The organism is Cyclobacterium amurskyense (assembly GCF_001050135.1).
Classification (GTDB): Bacteria; Bacteroidota; Bacteroidia; order Cytophagales; family Cyclobacteriaceae; genus Cyclobacterium; species Cyclobacterium amurskyense.
In genome coordinates, this window is sequence record NZ_CP012040.1 from 3805581 (window position 1) to 3825430 (window position 19850).

The 19850-nt window shown below is 39.0% G+C and carries 16 protein-coding genes and 1 riboswitch; of the genes, 5 read left to right on the forward strand and 11 right to left on the reverse strand.

Annotation, left to right across the window (positions count from 1 at the left end; translation table 11 throughout):
• The first annotated feature begins 146 nt into the window (after positions 1 to 146).
• Entirely contained in the window at positions 147 to 2180 is a 2034-nt protein-coding gene (locus CA2015_RS15660) for an LruC domain-containing protein (RefSeq protein ID WP_048642743.1), read from the forward strand.
• A gap of 835 nt (positions 2181 to 3015) precedes the next feature.
• Entirely contained in the window at positions 3016 to 5640 is a 2625-nt protein-coding gene (locus CA2015_RS15665) for a histidine kinase N-terminal 7TM domain-containing protein (protein ID WP_169786489.1), read from the forward strand.
• 60 nt (positions 5641 to 5700) lie between these two features.
• Here the strand turns inward: CA2015_RS15665 and CA2015_RS15670 are convergent, their stop codons facing one another.
• The 3 genes from CA2015_RS15670 to CA2015_RS15680 all read right to left on the reverse strand — a co-directional run bounded on the left by CA2015_RS15670 (position 5701) and on the right by CA2015_RS15680 (position 7570).
• On the reverse strand, positions 5701 to 6021 hold the full coding sequence (locus CA2015_RS15670) for a 2Fe-2S iron-sulfur cluster-binding protein (RefSeq protein WP_048642745.1): 321 nt from the start codon (positions 6019 to 6021) through the stop codon (positions 5701 to 5703).
• Between the two features lie 15 nt (positions 6022 to 6036).
• Complete coding sequence (locus tag CA2015_RS15675; protein ID WP_048642746.1) at positions 6037 to 7041, reverse strand: NAD(P)/FAD-dependent oxidoreductase; 1005 nt, start codon at positions 7039 to 7041, stop codon at positions 6037 to 6039.
• A gap of 94 nt (positions 7042 to 7135) precedes the next feature.
• Positions 7136 to 7570: a MarR family winged helix-turn-helix transcriptional regulator gene (locus tag CA2015_RS15680; protein WP_048642747.1), complete on the reverse strand. Its 435-nt coding sequence runs from the start codon at positions 7568 to 7570 to the stop codon at positions 7136 to 7138.
• Between the two features lie 176 nt (positions 7571 to 7746).
• Between CA2015_RS15680 and CA2015_RS15685 the strand changes: the two genes are divergently transcribed.
• Positions 7747 to 8532 carry an SDR family oxidoreductase gene (locus CA2015_RS15685; protein ID WP_048642748.1) on the forward strand — a complete coding sequence of 262 codons (786 nt, stop codon included), beginning with the start codon at positions 7747 to 7749 and terminating at the stop codon, positions 8530 to 8532.
• On the opposite strand, the gene CA2015_RS15690 is transcribed toward CA2015_RS15685, so the two are convergent.
• From CA2015_RS15690 to CA2015_RS15705, 4 genes are all read right to left on the reverse strand, one after another.
• Positions 8518 to 9507 (reverse strand): c-type cytochrome, encoded by a 990-nt coding sequence (locus CA2015_RS15690; RefSeq protein ID WP_048642749.1) that lies wholly within the window; start codon positions 9505 to 9507, stop codon positions 8518 to 8520. The genes CA2015_RS15685 and CA2015_RS15690 overlap by 15 nt on opposite strands.
• A 136-nt stretch (positions 9508 to 9643) precedes the next feature.
• Positions 9644 to 10657, reverse strand: coding sequence for an ABC transporter ATP-binding protein (locus tag CA2015_RS15695; protein WP_048642750.1), 1014 nt, complete (start codon positions 10655 to 10657; stop codon positions 9644 to 9646).
• A gap of 11 nt (positions 10658 to 10668) precedes the next feature.
• Positions 10669 to 11652: an iron ABC transporter permease gene (locus tag CA2015_RS15700; protein WP_240477816.1), complete on the reverse strand. Its 984-nt coding sequence runs from the start codon at positions 11650 to 11652 to the stop codon at positions 10669 to 10671.
• A gap of 43 nt (positions 11653 to 11695) precedes the next feature.
• Positions 11696 to 12829, reverse strand: coding sequence for an ABC transporter substrate-binding protein (locus CA2015_RS15705; protein ID WP_048642752.1), 1134 nt, complete (start codon positions 12827 to 12829; stop codon positions 11696 to 11698).
• 115 nt (positions 12830 to 12944) lie between these two features.
• Positions 12945 to 13157, forward strand: a riboswitch (cobalamin riboswitch).
• A gap of 185 nt (positions 13158 to 13342) precedes the next feature.
• Here CA2015_RS15705 and CA2015_RS15715 point away from each other — a divergent pair.
• Together CA2015_RS15715 and CA2015_RS15720 are read left to right on the forward strand one after the other, a co-directional pair.
• Positions 13343 to 15229: a TonB-dependent receptor gene (locus tag CA2015_RS15715; RefSeq protein ID WP_048642754.1), complete on the forward strand. Its 1887-nt coding sequence runs from the start codon at positions 13343 to 13345 to the stop codon at positions 15227 to 15229.
• Complete coding sequence (locus CA2015_RS15720) at positions 15226 to 16269, forward strand: YncE family protein (RefSeq protein ID WP_048642755.1); 1044 nt, start codon at positions 15226 to 15228, stop codon at positions 16267 to 16269. Before CA2015_RS15715 ends, CA2015_RS15720 begins: the two co-directional genes overlap by 4 nt.
• A gap of 499 nt (positions 16270 to 16768) precedes the next feature.
• Here CA2015_RS15720 and CA2015_RS15725 read toward each other — a convergent pair whose 3' ends face one another.
• From CA2015_RS15725 to ruvC, 4 genes are all read right to left on the reverse strand, one after another.
• Positions 16769 to 17365 (reverse strand): hypothetical protein, encoded by a 597-nt coding sequence (locus CA2015_RS15725; RefSeq protein WP_048642756.1) that lies wholly within the window; start codon positions 17363 to 17365, stop codon positions 16769 to 16771.
• Positions 17366 to 18643, reverse strand: coding sequence for an LVIVD repeat-containing protein (locus CA2015_RS15730; protein WP_048642757.1), 1278 nt, complete (start codon positions 18641 to 18643; stop codon positions 17366 to 17368). It abuts the gene before it with no gap.
• 130 nt (positions 18644 to 18773) lie between these two features.
• A complete protein-coding gene (locus CA2015_RS15735) occupies positions 18774 to 19190 on the reverse strand; it encodes a nucleotidyltransferase substrate binding protein (RefSeq protein ID WP_048642758.1) in 417 nt (138 codons plus the stop codon).
• A gap of 69 nt (positions 19191 to 19259) precedes the next feature.
• The gene (gene ruvC / locus CA2015_RS15740; protein ID WP_048642759.1) at positions 19260 to 19835 is read right to left on the reverse strand and encodes a crossover junction endodeoxyribonuclease RuvC; all 576 of its coding nucleotides are present in this window, start codon (positions 19833 to 19835) and stop codon (positions 19260 to 19262) included.
• Between the last annotated feature and the right edge of the window lie 15 nt (positions 19836 to 19850).

Below are 19850 nucleotides of genomic sequence, written 5' to 3' on the forward strand. Positions count from 1 at the left end.
TTACACCTATATATAGGGCTTATTTAGTTTTTTCTTAAAGTGTAGATAGGATTCCATTAATAAAAATACAAGTGCAACAGATTTTTTATTATTACCTTTGCCGTACTCATTAAGAGTGATTTTTATTTTAACTTTTTTTTTATATTATGAAAAACAACAGCTTATTACTGATCTTGGGATTAGTGGTGTCCCTTACTGCCTGTGATCCAAATGATGAACTAGTTAATTCAGGAACCAAAGAGGGCTATCTTGGTATGGAGCTTCCATCCGGTTTTGATTTTTCCACTACCAAAAAAGTCACATTTAACTTATCGGCAACAAACCGTGACGACAACCCTATTCCCTTTGTCGTTTATAAAATTTATGACAATAACCCCCTAAAAGGTGGAGAGTTATTGCAAACAGTCCGGCTAAATGAGCAAGGGACTGCCACCACCTTTATAGACATTCCGGGTTATTTGGAAGAGTTATGGGTTCGTTCCGATTATATTGGGGTAGAGCCGGTAGCTATAATCCCTTTGACGGGTACTCAAGCTACTTATGCATACTCCGCAGCAAACCCAAGCATATTACCAGATGATTATTATGAAAGTGAGGAGGGGAATACCAATGCCAGAATAGCATCAACCAATGAGGATTTCCTTACCCTAGGTTCATGGAATAGTCAAGGTAAACCAAATTACTTATTAACTCCAGACAAAATCACCACCCAGCTCCTTAAGAATATCAATACAAGCCTTCCCGAGCAATCAGACGTAAGAAAGCACAATCCAAAAGTTTTGGAAGAAAAGTATGAACGTGAATTGTTTGTAAGTGAAGATGCTGAAGTTTGGGTTACCTATGTGCATACAGGTGGGTCCTATAGGAATTCGATTGGTTACTATTATTATAAAAAAGGGGAAGCGCCAAAAACTGCAGCTGATATCAAAAATAAAACGATCATTTTCCCCAATGCTCAGGCAGGAATATTAAGTTCTGGCGATAAAGTGAAGTTGAATGGGCCAAAGGACGGTGCCTTTGAAAAGGATACTTATATCGGTTGGTTTTTGATTTCTAATGGTTGGCAAAGAAATAATGTATCTAATGGGAATGGTATTTTTTATGCGGATAAAGATTTAAATACAGACAATAAAAATACCGCTGTAAGAGACCAAATGGCATTTTTATACGATGCTACAGCACGAGTACTTTTACTGTCTTGGGAAGATATTCGTAGGGATTATCGAGATTGTGATCATGATTTTAATGATGTGTTGTTTTATGCTTCATGGAACCCTATCACAAGTGTGGATGTATCTGACTACGTTCCTATTGATACCAGTGAAAAGGACAATGACAAAGATGGTGTGGCGGACAATGAAGATGCTTATCCTGAAGATGCTGAAAGGGCCTTCAATAATTATTCTCCAGGACCCAATACCTTTGGGACCTTGTTGTTTGAAGATCTTTGGCCAAGCTTTGGTGATTACGACATGAATGATTTGGTAATCGACTACAATGTCAATGAAATATCAAATGCAAAAAACCACATAAAGGAGATTCAGCTGACTACAGTGGTTCGTGCCACTGGAGCGGGATACCGAAATGGTTTTGGTATTCAACTACCTGTTTCTGCAGATCAGGTATTGAGTGTAGAAGGTAACAGATTGAAAACAGGTAAAATCAAAACCCTATCAAATGGGGTAGAGCAAGGGCAGAATTTAGCAACTGTAATCATTATTGATGATGTCAATGATAAGTTACCTTTTCTCGCCAATGTATCAACGGATAACCCTCATCAGGAGGAAGATACCATTCGAGTCAAAATAGTGTTCGAAGAAGCCATACAGAAGGCTGATTTGGGTGCTGCCCCTTATAATCCATTTATGATTATTAATCAGGAAAGAGGTAGGGAAGTCCACCTGATGAACAAACAACCTACCGATTTGATGGATAAGGATTTGTTTAAAACTGGAGATGATATTAGTTCTACAATGGATGGTAAGTATTTCCTAAGTGAAAAAGGATTTAACTGGGCACTTCATATCCCAAAAAGTATTCCTTACACACAGGAAAAGGTGGATTTCACAAAGGCCTACAGCAGGTTTTCTGATTGGGCAAAATCTGGAGGAAGATCTTATTTAGATTGGTACTTAGATACGGATGGTCAGTTAAACACTTCTGTTATTTATAAAAAATAATTGCAATAACTATTAATAAGAATCCCTACCGTTGTTTTGGAGGGGTTCTTATTTTTTATTTGGAATAGGCAAAAGACTTACTTTTATGCATTGTAGGTGTATTGAAATTAAATTTTTAATTTCTGTTTATGGGTTTTTCATAGCGTGTTATTCATGATTTACCAAAAGAATTAATTTCCAATGATAGCAGCAACTATCAATTAACTCTTTCAAATTATAAACCGGCTAAAGGCAATCTTTATTTCTAGATGCAGCATATAAATTGCTTCAAATAATCGATCTCATATAAGTTAAGATTAAGCTACAACAGAGATATTCAGTGGCCCATCCATTCATGATTTAACCCGGATTATGTAATAGAATTTCTCCGCCCTGACTGTCAGGGGTGAAGCCTGTCCCGTGTTTACGGGAAGTGTTGCAATCGCAAGACAATCAGTCTTTTTGGAGATTATAGCAAAGCACCGATAAGGTGAAATTGAAAACAGCAACGATTGGGTATTTTAAAGCGATTTCAGCACGTAATAGAATGTCTATTGCATATTTCGGGTTTAACAAGTAAATAATAGTTTTTTTAGGGGTTTGAATAATGGAAATAATTATGATGTTAAGTTAAATTTGAATCGTTTTTCTGTTGTAATCATTTGATTAATAGTAAATTTCAGTCTGATTGTGCTTAGAAAGGAAAACAGTGAGGTATTAATTACATTATATAGAACTAAGTACTTCAAAATTTCAAAGTAAAAAGATCGTTGAAATGTTAAATAATTGACTTTAAAAGTTTATATTTCAATAATAATATTTTGTTTTTTTTATGCTGTCCACCTTGAATTTTAATTTGGTATTACTTTTAATGGTATTGGTTGCTATAGCACCAGTATTACTTATATTTTTTTTAAAGAAGGAAGTACAAGGCAAAGCCTCATCCTATTTTTCCGCATTAATGATTGCCTGTTTTGTCTATTCAATTTCTAATGTTTTTGAACTGACAATGGAGACTATCCCTAGCAAGTTATTGATGTTAAAGGGGATGTATTTGGGGGCCGTAATGTTCGCTCCATTGGTGCTTTTATTTACCTTGATATATACTGAAAGAGGGAATTGGATCAATAGAAACAGGATGTATTTGTTGTTTGTGGTGCCTGCAATTAATTTACTATTGGTATGGACAAATGATTTTCACACTTATTTCTATAGCTCGTTTGTGCTAGTAAATAAAGGGGAATTCATAATGATGGTGACAGGAAAAGGTTTTGGTTATTGGTTACACCAATCCTACACCTTGCTTCTCTTGTTTGTTAGTTTATTTCTATTAATAAAAAGGATAAGAGAGGTTCCTCCTATTGACTCCAAGCAAGTGTTTATGGTGATCTTAGGGCTTTGTTCACCCTTTTTTGTTTACTTATTGTATTTGACAAGTCGTGGACCTGTTCTGATTGATTATATTACTTTTAGTTTCTTGGGTACAGGATTGTTTTTTTATTTAGGATTGACACGTTACAATCTGTTTAAAATTGCACCCATTGCTTACAGAACTTTGTTTGACAATATGCAAGAAGGGGTTTTAGTTACCGATACTTATGGGACTTTGATTACCTTGAATCTTGCTGCCGCCAATATGTTTGAGTTAAAAACAATTAACCAAAACATTGCTTTAAAGGTAATTAAGAAGGATTGGCCAGAAATACACGAATTGCTTACAAGTTCTGAAGACTACAGAATGATTGAGTTTTCATACAAAGTAGGGGATTATTTGAATTGGTACCTTGTCTCTAAATCTTCAATAAAAGGCCAAAATAGAAAATCGGTAGGAAGCATTATTTTATTAAGAGACATCACACAGGAAAAACTTTTTCAATTTGAAATTCAGCGGTCTAGAGAGGAAGCGGAAGAGGCTAATCGTGCCAAAAGTGAGTTTTTGGCCAATATGAGTCATGAGATAAGAACCCCTTTAAATGGAGTTATTGGTTTTACTGAGCTTTTGTCAAATACCCAATTGAATGAACAACAAGCCAAATATGCCAATACTGCTTTAAATTCTGCCAATGCTTTGCTTGATTTAATAAATGATATTCTTGATTTGGCGAAAATAGAATCTGGAAAATCAGAAACCAATATCAAACAATTACATCTTCATGAGTTGCTTGAAACTATTTTGGATGTTTTAAGCTTTCAGGCTCACAAAAAAGGCTTAGAATTAATACTTGATTTGGACCCTAGGATTGGGGATGTAATAGAAACAGATGAATTAAAGCTTAAGCAGGTTTTAATTAATTTATTGAATAATGCCTTGAAATTTACTGAAAAAGGTCAGGTGATAATGAAATTAACCCTGTTGAACCCTTACACTGAGGAGTTTCAAGAAAATTTAAATATCAGATTTTCAGTATCGGATAGCGGGATAGGTATACCTAAGAGCAAACAACAATTGATTTTTGAGGCCTTTTCTCAAGCAGATTCTTCTACTACAAAGAAATTTGGTGGAACAGGCTTGGGATTAACCATTTCAAATAAATTGTTAAAACTATTGGGGAGCTCCATTCAGTTGAAAAGTGAAATGGGAAAGGGAAGTGATTTCTATTTTGATTTAGAAGTCAAAACAATGAATTTTAAATTACCTAGCCAAGACTTCTCCCAACTTAGTGAGACTTTAATAGTAGATGGAAATGAAGCGTCAGGGAAAGTTCTTAAAGCGAATTGTGAGAGTTTTGGAATAAAGGCCACTCATGTGAAAACAGTATCGGACACTTTTTTTGCATTAGAAAATAACCTGAATATAGCACTAGTTATATTAAATAATAGTTTGTTAGGGTCTAACAGTGTATGGACCATGCAAAAAATGATGACTGTTGTAAAGGACAGGACCCCACAAGTGAGGTTCGTGGCCGCAGTAGGTAGCATAGAACAAGAAGCAACAATTAAATTGTATAGTTCCATTGGCTGTAATACCATATTGTATAAACCTTCTACCCCATCAAAATTAGAAATGCTCTTTGAAAGCTTGGTAAAAACGAGAGATGCAAAAGCCGAATTCCCTAAAGCACATAATGGGAGTAATATTCCCCCTAAAGATAAGGAGCCATTTAAATTGTTAGTAGCTGAGGACAATGCTGTCAATCGCATGCTGATAAAAATATACATGGAGAAACTGGATCCTAACGCAATAATATTAGAAGCAGAAAATGGGGAAGAAGCCTTGGAATTGCTTAGGAATTCGACCATACCTGATTTGGTAATTACAGATATTAATATGCCAAAATTAGACGGTTATGAATTGCTCAAAGAGATAAGGTCTAAGCCCAATACCAATCAAATTCCAGTTGTAGGCTTTACGGCCAATGCTTTACAAAGTGAGGCAGAAGAGTTGAAAAACGCAGGTTTTGACGGATTTCTTACTAAGCCGGTTGTTCAAGAAAAGTTTAGAAAAACAGTTTTGAGATGGCTAAAAATTGATAATCAATAGGATTTCGATAAGAGACATAGAATAGGGGAGTTTATTAGATCAAACTCCCCTTTTTTTTGATTAATTGTCTTCTCCTCTAAGTTTTACTACTGCACCTTCGAGTTCGTCACTGATTCTAACCTGACATGCTAGCCTGCTTGTAGGGTAATACTCAGGAAGTGCTTCAAGTTGATCCAGTTCCACATCAGTGGCGTCTCCTAGTCCTTCTTTCCCTTCTAGCACTTCAACATGGCAGGTAGCACACAATGCCATTCCTCCACATGTCGCTAAAACGGGATATTCGGATGCTTTTAATATTTCCATTAAACTCAAGCCCATATCATCCGGGGCTTCTATACTTTGGCGATTGCCAGCGTGATCTTCTACAGTGAATGTAACCATTTTGCAAAAATACGATTAAAATGAATTTACACCATTAACAGTAGTGTATTTGAAGCTTAATTTTTGATCAGGGTACACAAACTTAAATGCAGAATGCATCATAATGGCAGCCTCGTGGAAACCACATAGGATTAATTTTAGCTTGCCTGGGTAAGTATTGATGTCACCAATAGCGAAGATTCTTTCTACCCCAGTGGAATAATCCCTGGTATCAACCTCTATCGCATTTCTGTCTATGGTCAAACCCCAATCTGCTATAGGTCCTAATTTAGGACTTAGACCAAATAATGGGATAAGGTAATCGGTTTCAATTGAAAACTGAGACTTGCTTTTGTCTTCTAAGTAAACGGTGTCCAAATGACCATTTCCTCCCAATTTTTTAAGATTGGCAGATAAAATAAGGTCTATTTTTCCCTCATTGGCTAGGTTGAATACCTTTGAGGCAGAATCAGGAGCTCCCCTGAAAGTTTCATTTCTATGTACCAAAGTAACCTTCTCCGCTACATCAGATAGATAGATTGCCCAATCCAAAGCGGAATCACCACCCCCGGCTAAAATCACCTTTTTATCTCTGAATTGTTCTGGGTTTTTCACCATATAGGTTACTCCTTTTCCTTCAAATTCAGTAAGGTTCTCTAATGCTGGTTTACGAGGCTCAAAACATCCCAGTCCACCAGCTATGATTACGACCTGGGCGTGTACCTGAGTCTTGTCACTTGTAGTGAGTATATACGAACCGTCGGTTTGCTTGCTAAGATGGTCAACACGCTCGCCTAAAGAAAATGTAGGTTTAAATGGCTTGATTTGCTCCATTAGATTGTCTACCAATTCCTGGGCTTTTACCTCCGGGTATCCTGGTATATCATAAATAGGCTTCTGTGGATAGATCTCCGAAAGTTGTCCTCCTACTTGTGGCAAGGCGTCTATCAAATGGCAGCGCATTTTTAATAACCCTGCTTCAAAGACAGCGAATAAGCCAACTGGGCCTGCTCCAATAATGCAAATGTCAGTAGTAATCATCTTTAAGTCGATTTTTATGTGTTAACCTCTTTAAAAGTCAATAGTTTGTGCAAATATAATTAGTATAACAACTAATATTAAGTGTTTGTTAGATTTATTCTGCTAGATTATTGTATATCGTATTGAGAATTCGCTTGAACTCTCCGAAATCCTTCTCATCGAGATTCTCCCAGGCCTTTTGCCTGATTGCGGCTATTTGTGGTTTTAAGTCTTTCACCTTGTCCTTCCCCTCCTGAGTAAGATGCAATTGATAGCTTCTTCGGTCTTCCGGATGTTGGATTCTTTCCAAATAACCCTTTTTACAAAGAAGATCTATTATCCTTGTCAAAGTAGGGTGATCTTTGAAAACCAAATGGGCCAATTCTGTCTGGCTCAGTCTTTCATTTTCATTTAGGTTTTTTAAAACCAGCCATTGGTCCACAGTAATGTCAAATTCTTTTAATTTGAACTTCTGCTGTGCGTATTGCTTGACCTTCCTTGCGGTCCGGTCCAACAAAAATGAATATTTGCTAAATTGCTCGTATGTCATGCCAATTATTAGTACGACAAATATAATTAATTATTTAAATACAATCCCAACAAACCCTATAAAAAAGATAGGATTTGTTGAATAATAAATTTATTCCCCACTTTAGCTGGGTTTTGGTATTCGATTTTTTTAATTCTAAATTCATTCTTGAAAATTTAATTTTGAATTGCATTACCATGAAAATCGACTTAAAAGGATACAAAGCAGTAGTAGGAGGGGCAACAAGAGGACTAGGACTTGCAACAGCACAACAATTGGCTGCATGTGGTGCTTCTGTTACCCTACTCGCCAGAAATAAAGAAAAATTGGAATTTGCTAAAAGCACTTTGTCTGTTAGCTGTGGTCAGGAACATAACTATCTGGATGTGGATTTTGCAGATTTTGATTCCTTTAAAACGCTTACCAATCAATTTTTTGCTGGTAAAGAAGTAGATATTTTGGTGAACAACACCAATGGGCCCGCAGCTGGTTCTGTGGTTCAGAAATTTACCGAAGATTATCAGGAAGCTTTTGACCTGCTTTTTAAAACCTATCACCATCTAAGCCACCTGCTTTTGGATGGGATGAAAGAAAGAGGTTATGGGAGAATTCTCAATGTTTCCTCTGTCACTGTCAAAGAGCCTCTGCCCAACCTTATCTTGTCGAACACCATGCGTACCGCTGTTGTAAGCTGGGCCAAATCCTTGTCTAAGGAGGCTGCACCCTCAGGTATTACAGTGAATACAGTGTTGACTGGCTCTTTCGAAACCGAAAGAATCGAATCCTTGATTAAAAGCCAATCGAAGGAAACAGGTGAAGATTTTGATGATTTATTGCATCAGAAACAACAAGCCATACCTGCTAAAAGGTTTGGGAAGCCTGAGGAATATGGCTACCTAATGGCTTTTTTGGCCTCTCCGTTTGCTGCGTATATCAATGGTGCAAGTATTCCAATAGATGGTGGAGCATTAAACTGCTTCTAAGCTTTCTGCTTTTAAGAATTTATTGACTTGATTATCTACTGGTTTAAGAGACTGAATGTACGTGTATATGGCACCCAGGTCTTTCACGGTCATGCCTGCATACATGTTCCATGGCATAATGGTTTGCATTTCTCCAGCTTGAACTTTACCGAGTTTGTTCCGGTCTTCATACTGTTTAAATCTTTCGATAAACTGTTCTTTCGTCCAGTTTCCTAGTCCAGTTTTATGTGGTGTGAGATTGGGACTCGTTAAGATATTGCCATCTGGCATATTAAAAACCCTTCCACCAGCAAGGTGTTCACCGGTATATTTACCATTTTCAAATTTGGTATGGCAGTCATTACAAGCTGCTGCATTCACTAGGTATTTTCCGTAGGCTATAGCATCAGATTCAGGAGGTCTTGTTGAAAATTCAGCCCTTTGGGGTATTGTTCTCATAATTAAGCTGAATGGAAAATCAGGCTCAGATGTTGGCTGAACTTTTTCAATAGGAGACAAAGTTCGAATATAGGCGATTACTGAGAGAATGTCTTCTTTATCCATTTTCCCATAATTCGCATAAGGCATTATGGGGAAGATTGGATCTCCATCTTTCTTCACCCCGGTTGTTATCAGTCTAAAGAGTTCTCCATCTGAATAGGAGGTTAAGTGAGCTGGGGTAATGTTGGGTGAAATAAATGTACCTGGAAAACCCATTGCATGGTCAAAAACTTCTCCTCCTGAACCTTCTGTTCCGGGAATTGGAGGGCCACTAAATAAGCTAAAATCCCTTTGAGAGTGGCAGTCTATGCAAATCATTACATGGTTTGCAAGATATTTACCCCTATTAAGAGTTTCCGAGGAGGTGGACAGTTTCATGTTCTCTGGTGGATTGCCTACATCAGGAAGAATCATCTGTATGTAAACCAAGGAACCAATTATCAATATTAGAAGGAATGAAAAAATAAAGAGGCCAAACTTTAAATAACGATTCATACCTGATGGAATTTAGGGTTGGGAAATTTTAAATTGACATAATCTCTAAATGTGAAATTATAACCTGTAGTTATGTGGTTATCAATTTAATAATTTTTTTTGCAATAAAACGCAAAATATTTTAAAGGTTTTTTAGTTATTTTCCTTTTTTTAAAAATCTAACCATTTCTGACGTTCTTGAAAAGGTATAATGATTTTGATTGCAATAAATAGTTATTTCAAATGGATTTTCAGTGGCCACTATTTTTTCAGGCATAGGCATTTCTATGTTCTTTCTTAGCGAATTCCTGACCCAATAAATCAAATGTTCAGGACCAGTTATTTCAGGTAAAACCCCTGGGTTTTTCAATCTAATTTTCCCATTGCTTGCATCTATTTCCCATTTATTTCCAGGCAGTAATTTTTGAATGTGACCTTCCAGCATTAAATCTTCTGGGCTTCCAGAAACCAGAGGTTCCTGATTGATCATGATCCAAAGTTGATCGGCAGTTTCCATGGCTACTTCAAGGTCATGGGTAACAACCAAAATGGCTTTCCCTGCTTCCTTTGCTAATTTTTTTAGCAAATACATTATTTCGAAACGATTGGTGAGGTCCAGGTGAGCGGTGGGCTCGTCCAAAATCATTATGCTACTGTCCTGCGCCAGGGCCCTGCCTATCATAGCTGTTTGCCTTTGTCCATCGCTCAGTTCGGACAATTTCTTTTGAGCTATCACATCAAGATGGGTCATTTCCAATACTTGATTAACAATTTTATTGTCAGCCTTACTTAAGTGCCCCAACCATCCTGTATGAGGTGTTCGGCCCAGCGCTACGAGCTCCCGAACAGTCATAAGGCCAGAACGGATTTTCTCTGTTAACACAACAGCAATGTTTTTAGCCCTGTCTTGCTCATTCATTAGCCGGATTTCTTTCTTATCCAACCATATATCACCTTTTAATGGCGGGTTTTGGTTCATAATGGCTTTCAATAGAGTGGATTTCCCAACTCCATTGGGTCCCATCATGCAGGTTAATTCTCCATTATATAGATCAAAGGAAATATCATTTGCTATGGTGTGGAGCTGCTGTTCTACGACATATCCTAGTACCAAATTTTTTGCATGGATGCAAGGCTTTGCTTGTCTGTGGCTATTTTGATGGATCTCCATTGCGTCAATAATTAAAATGCCTCACTAAAATTCCTTTTCATAATTAACCAGATGATTAAGGGTGCACCAAATGCAGTGGTTACTGCATTGATTGGTAGGCTGGAGGCATAGCCAGGTAATTGGCTTAAGGTGTCGCAGGCCAATAATACTAAAATCCCGAGCAGAGCGGTTGCAGGAAACAATACCCTGTGGTCATTGGTCTTAAATAGTAACCTAGCCAGGTGAGGAACGGCAATACCAATAAAGGCAATTGGCCCGCAAAAAGCGGTAATACCTCCGGTTAATATACCCGTACTGACAATCATTATCCACCGCAATTTTTGGAAATTTATCCCCATGCTTTTGGCATAAGCCTCTCCCAAAAGCATGGCATTATAAGATTTCACGGAAAATATTACCAATGACAGACCTATAAGCAAAGCTCCCGATAACAATCCCAGTTCAGGCCAACCTGTATTTCCAAGATTGCCCATGGACCATAGGGTAAACATTTTCAATTCTTCAGCAGAGCTGAAATAAGACAAAAGGGTAACGATAGATGCAGCGGCACTCCCAAACATCAAGCCTACAATCAACAAAGTCATGCTGTCTTTTACTTTCCACGCTGCTAGTCCCATCAATACCAATACGCCGATAGCCCCAGCACTTGAGGCGATGATGGCTGCCCAATAATTGGGTGTGCCGGACAAAATTTGCCAACCAAAGGCCGTTCCTGCCATAGACAATAAGGCCACCCCTAGGCCTGCTCCAGAGCTGATTCCTAATACAAAGGGGCCCGCCAGAGGATTTCTAAAGAATGTCTGCATTTGCAAGCCACTCACCGAAAGCCCTATTCCAGCCAATATCGCAGTAAACGATTTGGGGATCCTATAGTCCATAACAATTATTTCCCAACTCTCTCTAGGGAAAGGAATTCCCACAAGTCTTTCCAAAAGGTAGACTACTGGAATAGACAGGGAACCAAGGCTCAGATTTAATAGCCAAAGGAATACCATTAAAATCAGACAAAAAGTAAACTTAACGCGATGAGTCATGTGCCTAATCCTCTAATTTTTGGAAATACCTAAACTGGTGGTCCACCGCTTTTTCAGGATGGAGAATTTTGATCATGTCCAAAAGTACCAAATCCGGCCGCAGGTACCCCTCTTCAAAATACCTGAATCCACCGGTTTCCCCTTTGCCCAGCGTGTAGGTATATACATTTTTCTTTTTGTAAGCCTCAAATCCACTGTACTTGGGGTTTTGAGCAACCATACTGCCCAAAGTGGCATAATCGGCTGCCCCTATCCAATAATCTGCTTGGCTGGCCTTGTCCAAAACAAACTCATAGTTTAAAGTCAAACTTCCGGTTCCTTCCATACTGTCAAAAAGGTATTTCCCTGCCGCATCTGCAATGATTTTTGCGCCCCAACTGTCTTTAGCAGGTGCATACCAAATGTCTTTGTACATGGAGCCTGAGAGAACAGTAGGTTTTCCTTCAGCTGCAACAAGGCTTGCGCGTTCTTGTGCAGCTTTATAATTGGCGGCAATTTTTGAGTAAACGGCTGAGGCTTCTTCTTGTTTTCCCAAAAATATCCCAGTTACTTTAATCCATTCGGCCCTTCCCAAAGGGTGCTTTTCCTGGTATTCCTTGTTCACAATAACCGGTATTTTTGCTGATTTCAATCGCTCTACCATTTTAGAGGTTTCTCCAAATCCTGAAACCATGACCCAGTCTGGTTGAAGGTCGATGATTTTTTCTAAATCCCAGGTTGGTCCTTTTCCCAAGTCGATGACCTTGTTGTCATTGATTCTTTTTCTGACTTTTTCAGAAGTTATTAGGTCAAGATCCGGGAATGCCATTAGACTTTCTTCAGCATTGAGGTAATCCAAATGAGCAACTTGTGGGGTGGCAGACAAAATTATTTTATGGCTGCCTGAAACAATCTTTGCATCAATGGGGATGTCAGGAAAATCAATTTCTTTTTGTGAATCATAAACTAAAAAGAGTTGGTTTTCACCTTCCTGTTGGACAATTTCAATTATATGATAATTTTCCCCGCGGAAAAGCGAAAAACCTTTTGCGTACATTAAGGGGACTTCTTCCAGGGCGTCCATTGCGCCTTTTTGACTGGCTTGTTGGCATGCCGGAAGAAATAATAAAACAAAAATTAATAGACGGATAACAGTCATTTCTTAATAAAAATGAATAAACAGGATTTGATTTTCAGCTCAAAGTAAACCATTGCAGCGTCCATTTCCAACAGCTTAATTTTTTCAAAAGTTTTTTGAATAGAGTTTTTGCCGTATGTTTGTGCCGATTTATGGTTCCCGATCCTTAACCAGGCCCTCGGGATTAATAGGGAATTCGGTGTGAAACCGAAACTGTCCCCGCAACTGTAACCCAATCTTTATAGCAATAAAGAAAATGGAAATCCATCCTTTGCCATTGTCCCATTTGGGGTGAGAAGGCGGATTTACCTAGGGAAGTCAGGAGACCTGCCATTAAAATCTTACCATTCATGGCTTTCGGGAGAAAAGCTGAGAAGAAAGTTTTAGCTGTTTTCAATATTTTCATTTATTGAATATTGGTACCCAAGCCAGATGCGCCTCAAAGGTTATTTTGGCTTGTCCACCAGTTATTATTCCATTCTCTATTTATTCCGAATTGTGTAAAAACATGGATACCTAATCAATAGAAAGAGGATGTCATTAATTGCTTGTTTGGTTTTCTTTATAACGGGTTGGCAGAGCGAACCTGATTCCGCAAGGGCCTTCCGACAAGATACTTTGGAGCTTGCCAAGGTGGAAGTGCATGCCGCTGCTTTAAGAAAGTATGCTTTCGGTCAATATGTAAGAACCCTTGATTCGGACAGGTTAGACCAATTGTCCGGATATTCAATGGGGGAGGTTTTACAGCAGGAGACTGGCTTGTTTTTAAGACAGTACGGATCGGGGATGTTAGCTTCCCTAAGTATGCGCGGCACTTCAGCCGGACACAATGCCTTGTTTTGGAATGGATTGCCAGTGAATAGCCCTTCATTAGGGCAGGCTGATTATTCGATTTTCCCGATAGGTGGCTTTGATGAAGTGAATATTCATTATGGTAGCTCAGGGGCTTTGTACGGTACTGATGCCATTGGTGGATCTGTTCATTTGTCTTCTGATCTGGATTTCAATTCCGGCAATGAATTGAAAATAGGGACACTTTTGGGCAGTTTTGGTCGCTGGCACCAGCAGGTGAGCTACCGTCAGGGAACTGAAAAATTTGCCTTCCGAACCAATGTCTATAGAAATTATACAGCAAATAATTTCACCTATAAGGATTGGGCAAGCCCCGGTACCCCAGAAAAATGGCAGGATCATGCCAGGGTTTCGCAAATTGGTTTGGTGCAGGATATTGCTTTCAAAATAAGCCGGAAACAGACTTTAAAAGCCAACCTATGGATCAATTCCAATGACAGGCAGATACAACCTTTGTTGGGTTCAGCAGTAAGGGATGTGCAAGAAGACCGCAGCGTCAGGACTGTGATAGATTATGCCTTTACAGGCGAAAAGTTTACCTGGACAGCCAAAACTGGGATATCCAGTGATGTGATGGTTTTTAATACAGATAGAAACCAAACTCGCTTGTTTTTGCTAGGTACTTCATTGGATTACTCTTTCTCTCAAAAATGGCAGACCCTAGCTGGCATACGCTATTCCCATATCAAAGGGCAGTTGGCAACCTACGACAGTCAGGAACAACGGTTAGAATTGTATCAGGCCACCAATTTCAAACCATGGCAAAACTTGGGAATTTCCATGCAACTCAGGCAGCTAATCCATGAAGGAGAAGCAGCGCCTTTTACTCCTTCCTTGGGTGTGGAATGGGCTTTTCTCACTTCAAATAGGTGGAATTGGCAACTAATAAGTAATCTGTCGAGAAGCTTTAAAATCCCTACTTTAAACGATAGGTTGTGGGTGCCGGGTGGCAATCCTGATTTGAATCCTGAGAAAAGTCTTAGTAAAGAAATTGGACTTACCAGCAAGGCCAAATTATCCGCATTTAGTATCGAAAACAGGCTTACCTATTTTCATATGGGTGTAGATGATTGGATTTTATGGTTGCCAAATAGCACGTATTGGCAGGCGGAGAATGTACGTTCAGTAGTCAATCAGGGACTTGAGTATTTTTTTAAAGGTCAATTCAAGCAAGGTCGAAATAGCTGGGGATTGAACGTGGACTACAGTATGAATAGCGCAATCAATCAATCTGGAGATCAAGGAAATCCCCTTAGTCAAGGAAAGCAATTGCCCTATGTTCCAAAGCATAAAATTCATACCCAAGGAAACCTTCAAAATGGTCCCTACAAGATCTACATTCAACAGCAATGGACAAGTGAAAGGTATGTGACTACGGATAACCAAAGCCTTTTGACTTCCTACAACTTGTGGGATACAGGGCTCACTTATGCCTTCGATTGGAAAGGAAAACTAAATGGGAATCTGGGATTCCATACAAATAACATTTTCAATGTGGATTATCAGGTGGTTCGCTTGAGATCCATGCCTGGAAGAAATTTTCAATTTAATTTAAATGTAGTGTTATGAAAAAAATGCAGTTAGCCTGTAAGTTGTTTTTGTTTGCCCTTTTGGTATCCTGCGGGACGGATCCAGTTGAAATTCCTCAGGGGGCCTATGAAAATGGTGTGCTGATAATCAATGAAGGGGCATTTGGTGCCAACGACGGTGAAGTTTACCATTTTGATAAAAATACAGCAGAGGCGGAAGCCAATGTTTTTGAAAACATTAATACCAGACCTTTTGCGGGGTTGCTTCAGGATTTGATTAGCTATGAAGACTATACTTACCTGGTAGCCAATACCGGAAAAGTAGAAGTGGTTCAATCTGCAGATTTTATTTCTGTGGGGGCAGTCAATAATGACCTGGTAAATAGCCGGAGTATGGTTAAGGCTGATGGTAAATTGTACATTAGTGATTGGGGACCTTATGATGCCACTTGGAGCAACACCGAATCTTTTGTGGCTGTTGTTGAGAATGTAACAGGAGGGGAGATTGCCTATAAAATCCTTACACCTTCTAGGCCTGAGGGGCTTGCTTTTGTTGGGGACAGAATATTGGTAGCCTGTCAACTGGGAACCATAGCTGTGATAGAAGTTGGAGAGGATGAGGTAGAGAAAACTGTAGATGTAGAAGGAACACCATTTTTCTTTTTTGAATTTCAGGGAAGTCATTACCTCTATGCCAACGACAGTGAGAAGATCTATCTACACAAGCTGAATTCAGCTACATTTGAAGTGGTAGAGACCCTTGAATTTCCTGTGAGCAACAGCATTTACAATGGTAATTTCACCATCAATAATAGTGGTGAATTGTTTGTCATTAGCAATCAGACTACGGAAGATGTGGTTGTGAAACTGTCCATAGCTTCTGCTTCGGTTGAAGATGCGGATTTTTATTCCGGAAGTAACTTCTATAGTTTGGGTTTTGATAACGACACGCAAACATTGTATATCGGAGAGCACAATGGCTGGCAAGGCAATGGTACCGTGATGCGTATAAATGCCCAGGGAGATCTTATCGATCAGACAGCTGTAGGCAGAGGGCCAAGTGGGTTTTATTTCCCTTAAGTGCTCTAAGTTATTCAGGTTTAGCTGTAAAAGCTAAATTGACTTATCTACTATAATGTGTAGCGAAACCACCTAATCATTAGATTGAATAGTGGTTTCGCTATTTTTTTTTAACCCGGATTATATAATAGAATGTCTATTGCATATTTCGGGTTTAAGTTAGTTGATTGGGGGAAGCTGTTCAACACCTGTCAGGGTAGCGTATAGAGATGTTTACCCTGTCCGTGAGTTGCCACTCACGGTTATTATTGTTCAGACCCTTCAGGTCTGGGATTTTCTCGAATAGCTGTTAATCTATTTGGGTTAGACCGGCATTGCGAATTTACCTGCGGCTCAATGAACCCGAAGCCCAGTGACTAAACAGGATCGAAGTCCGGTGACTCAACGAATCCGAAGCCCGGCTCCGCTCAGGATCTGGTTAACGAGTTGATTTCATGAAAATCAGCAACCCATACATCAATCCTGAAAAACAAATATTGAATTATAAAGAAAAAACCTTTTAAAACCAATACCCAATCCTATAGACAAGATTATTGAAGGTGACTTTGTCTACTTCAAAGTAGTTCCAATCTTCGGGTCGGTTACGATTTGGTGACAACCTGGAGGGATTGCCTGTATAAAAATAGCTAAACTGCCGCTTCAATGAAACACTTAAGGTCCAGAAATTAGCCTTTTTGGTTTTGTATCTGAAGCCAATAGTTACTTGTCCCATCACGCCTCCTTTGCGCCAATTGTGTTGGCCCCACTCATTTACTTCTTCTCTTTCAAAAACGGCAGAACCATAACCTAATTCCCCAGCTCCATACATCTGCCATTTGTTTTTAGGATTTAAAACTCCTCGCCAACCTAAAGCTAAGGGAAGGACAGAATAGTTTGCATACTGGTCCAGTCCCGTCACGAAACCAACAGCATGTCTGCGGGTGAGTTGAAAACCATTGAAAGTTTGAAAGGTGAAATTGTTTCGGGGTCCAGAGTTATCAGAACCTGTAAGCAGACCCAATTCGGAATGGTTTACAAAGGTTAAATCCTGCCCCTTGCTGATAAGGGGACAGGACCAAATGAATGCTGCTAGGAAAAATACTAAAAGATTTTTCATCTATTCATTGGAAACATTGATACAGCTTAATTTTTTAAGTTTCTCCGGATCAGAGTAATCAAATTGACAAACCCCATCAGGCCCTATAACAATCAGCGATTTCGGTCCGGGAATAATGTCTATGGAAACGAGGTTTTTAAGATGTTCCAACTGGTTGTTTGTGATCTCCATTACATCTGAAACATTGAAACTCTTTAATCCTTGATCTCCTTCTGCCAAGTAAAGGTAATCCCCTGAAAGTCCCAGGCCATGTGGATTGTCCATAGGATAAGCCTTCAATAGTGTAGGGGAGTTAAGGTCTTTAATGTCCAATACATGTAGTTCATTGGCTCCATTTTGGCAAATGGCCGCACTTCTCAATGTCACGAAGGCATAATCATCATTGACTACCACCGGATCACAAGAGGTTATGTGAGAATAAACAGCCATTTCCCTAGGTTCTGCAGGGTTGCTGGCATCATAAATGTGCATGCCCGACATAGAACCAATAAAAAGGTTTCCTTTAAATGGAAAGATTGTTTCTATACCCCAACCTAAGTTTATATCGCTGAGGTATTTGGGGTCCATAGGCTTTTCTACATTAAAAATCCTCATGCTATTGTTGTCCACTGTATAGAGGTGCCCACCTAACAGGGTGAATCTCGCCATGGATCCACCTTGTCCATAGCTCTGCCCACCATCAGAATTGGCATATGAAGCAGACTCAAATGTCATCATGTCCGTCCTAAAAGTAGGTCTTCCCCAACTATTCCAGCGCATATTGGACTCAGTGGAGGTAATGACGGTGTCCTTATAAGTCATAATGGTACCTGTTTCTTCATTGGAATAGAGGTTAGGAAAAACATCTTTTTCCCTTTTTACCAACTGAATGTTTTCAGGGTTCGAGATATCAAAGGCCAATAAGTCAATATAATTGTCGGCATACAAAATGTTTTCATTGATAGCCATGTCCCCTGTGCCAGGGATATTGATGAAATTTAGGTTTTGAGGGTTCGATGGATCTGAATTATCAAGTAAATGGATGCCTTCCCCGGGTTCTGAGATAAAAAGGTAATCACCATAAATGTAAATTTTTCCCGGCTGATCCAGTGGTATGCCCGGTTCAATGACAATGTCAGCTTCCCTAAACGAGTTTACCTCTATAAAAACAGGCACCTGTGTTTGATAGGTATAGGTGGTCTCAATTTGATCTTCACAGGATGGAAGCACCAAGACCATCATTAGGGAGAGCATAAACTGCATCCCTAAAATAAAATGAGGGTGTAATTTTGTTTTCATGGCATATTGGGAAAAGGTAAAAGGATAATTTCTAAATGATTTATTTTACTATTCTCAGCCAAGACGAAATTTTTTGCTGTTGTGCTACAAGGGTTTGAAAAAAAATAAAAATTGAATGGGGCTAAATCACTCAGCTATCCAGTTTTTTTTCCATGTTCCTTTCGAATCCCTCCAAAAAGCCCAGGTATTTTTTGACGATGTTTTCAGAAAGAGAACCCAAATAATCACCCGGATAGAGTGGATTGTATTTTATTCTGTGAATGATCATGTCCAGCCAGCCTTGTCCATCATCTATTAGATCAGCATGAAATGCTTCTACGGTAAGGTCTCTAGAGCCAGAAAAAGGTGCTTTGCCTTGTGATTTGAAATATGAGGCTATGGTTTCTAAAGCAGCATCATGGGATTTTTCAAAACTTACGATTAATTTGGCGCGTATGGCATCATTCATTCCATGACTTTGTCCTTCCTGAATCAAATCACGTAATTCATTCAATTGGCTGATAAAATCAGTAAAACAGTGTTCACATTCCAATACCGTTTTTTTCATAGCTATATGGGTTTAGTTCTTTACTAATTTATCAATTATGGACTAGAATTCTAATTTAATGGAGAAAAATTATTTTTTAATTCGATCAGGATTTTCAGTAATGAATGACTTCCAGCCACCACTTCTCCCTTTGGTCTGAATTCTTCCATCATGAAAATGGTGGCACAATGCGACGGCCAAAGCATCTGTTGCATCCAGTAATTTTGGTACCTCTTCAAAGTTCAACAAGGATTTAAGCATTTCAGCCACCTGCTCTTTGGAAGCATTTCCATTGCCTGTTACCGATTGCTTCACTTTCTTGGGAGAATATTCTGTAATAGATACCTCCTTTGCCAGGGCTGCCGCCATGGCTACCCCTTGTGCCCTTCCTAATTTAAGCATGGACTGTACGTTTTGCCCAAAAAATGGGGCTTCCAAGGCCATGGAGTCTGGCCCATGGGTTTCTATAATATAAGTTATCTTTTCAAAAATCTTTTTGAGTTTCAATGCATGGTCACTGTATTTTTTCAAATGAATGACGCCAAACTCAATTATACTGTATTTAGATCCTTTGACCAAAATTAAACCATAACCCATTACTGTAGTTCCAGGGTCAATACCCAAAATTATTTTTTCTTTGACTGGATTTTTTACAATTTTACTCATCGGTGCAATTTACCA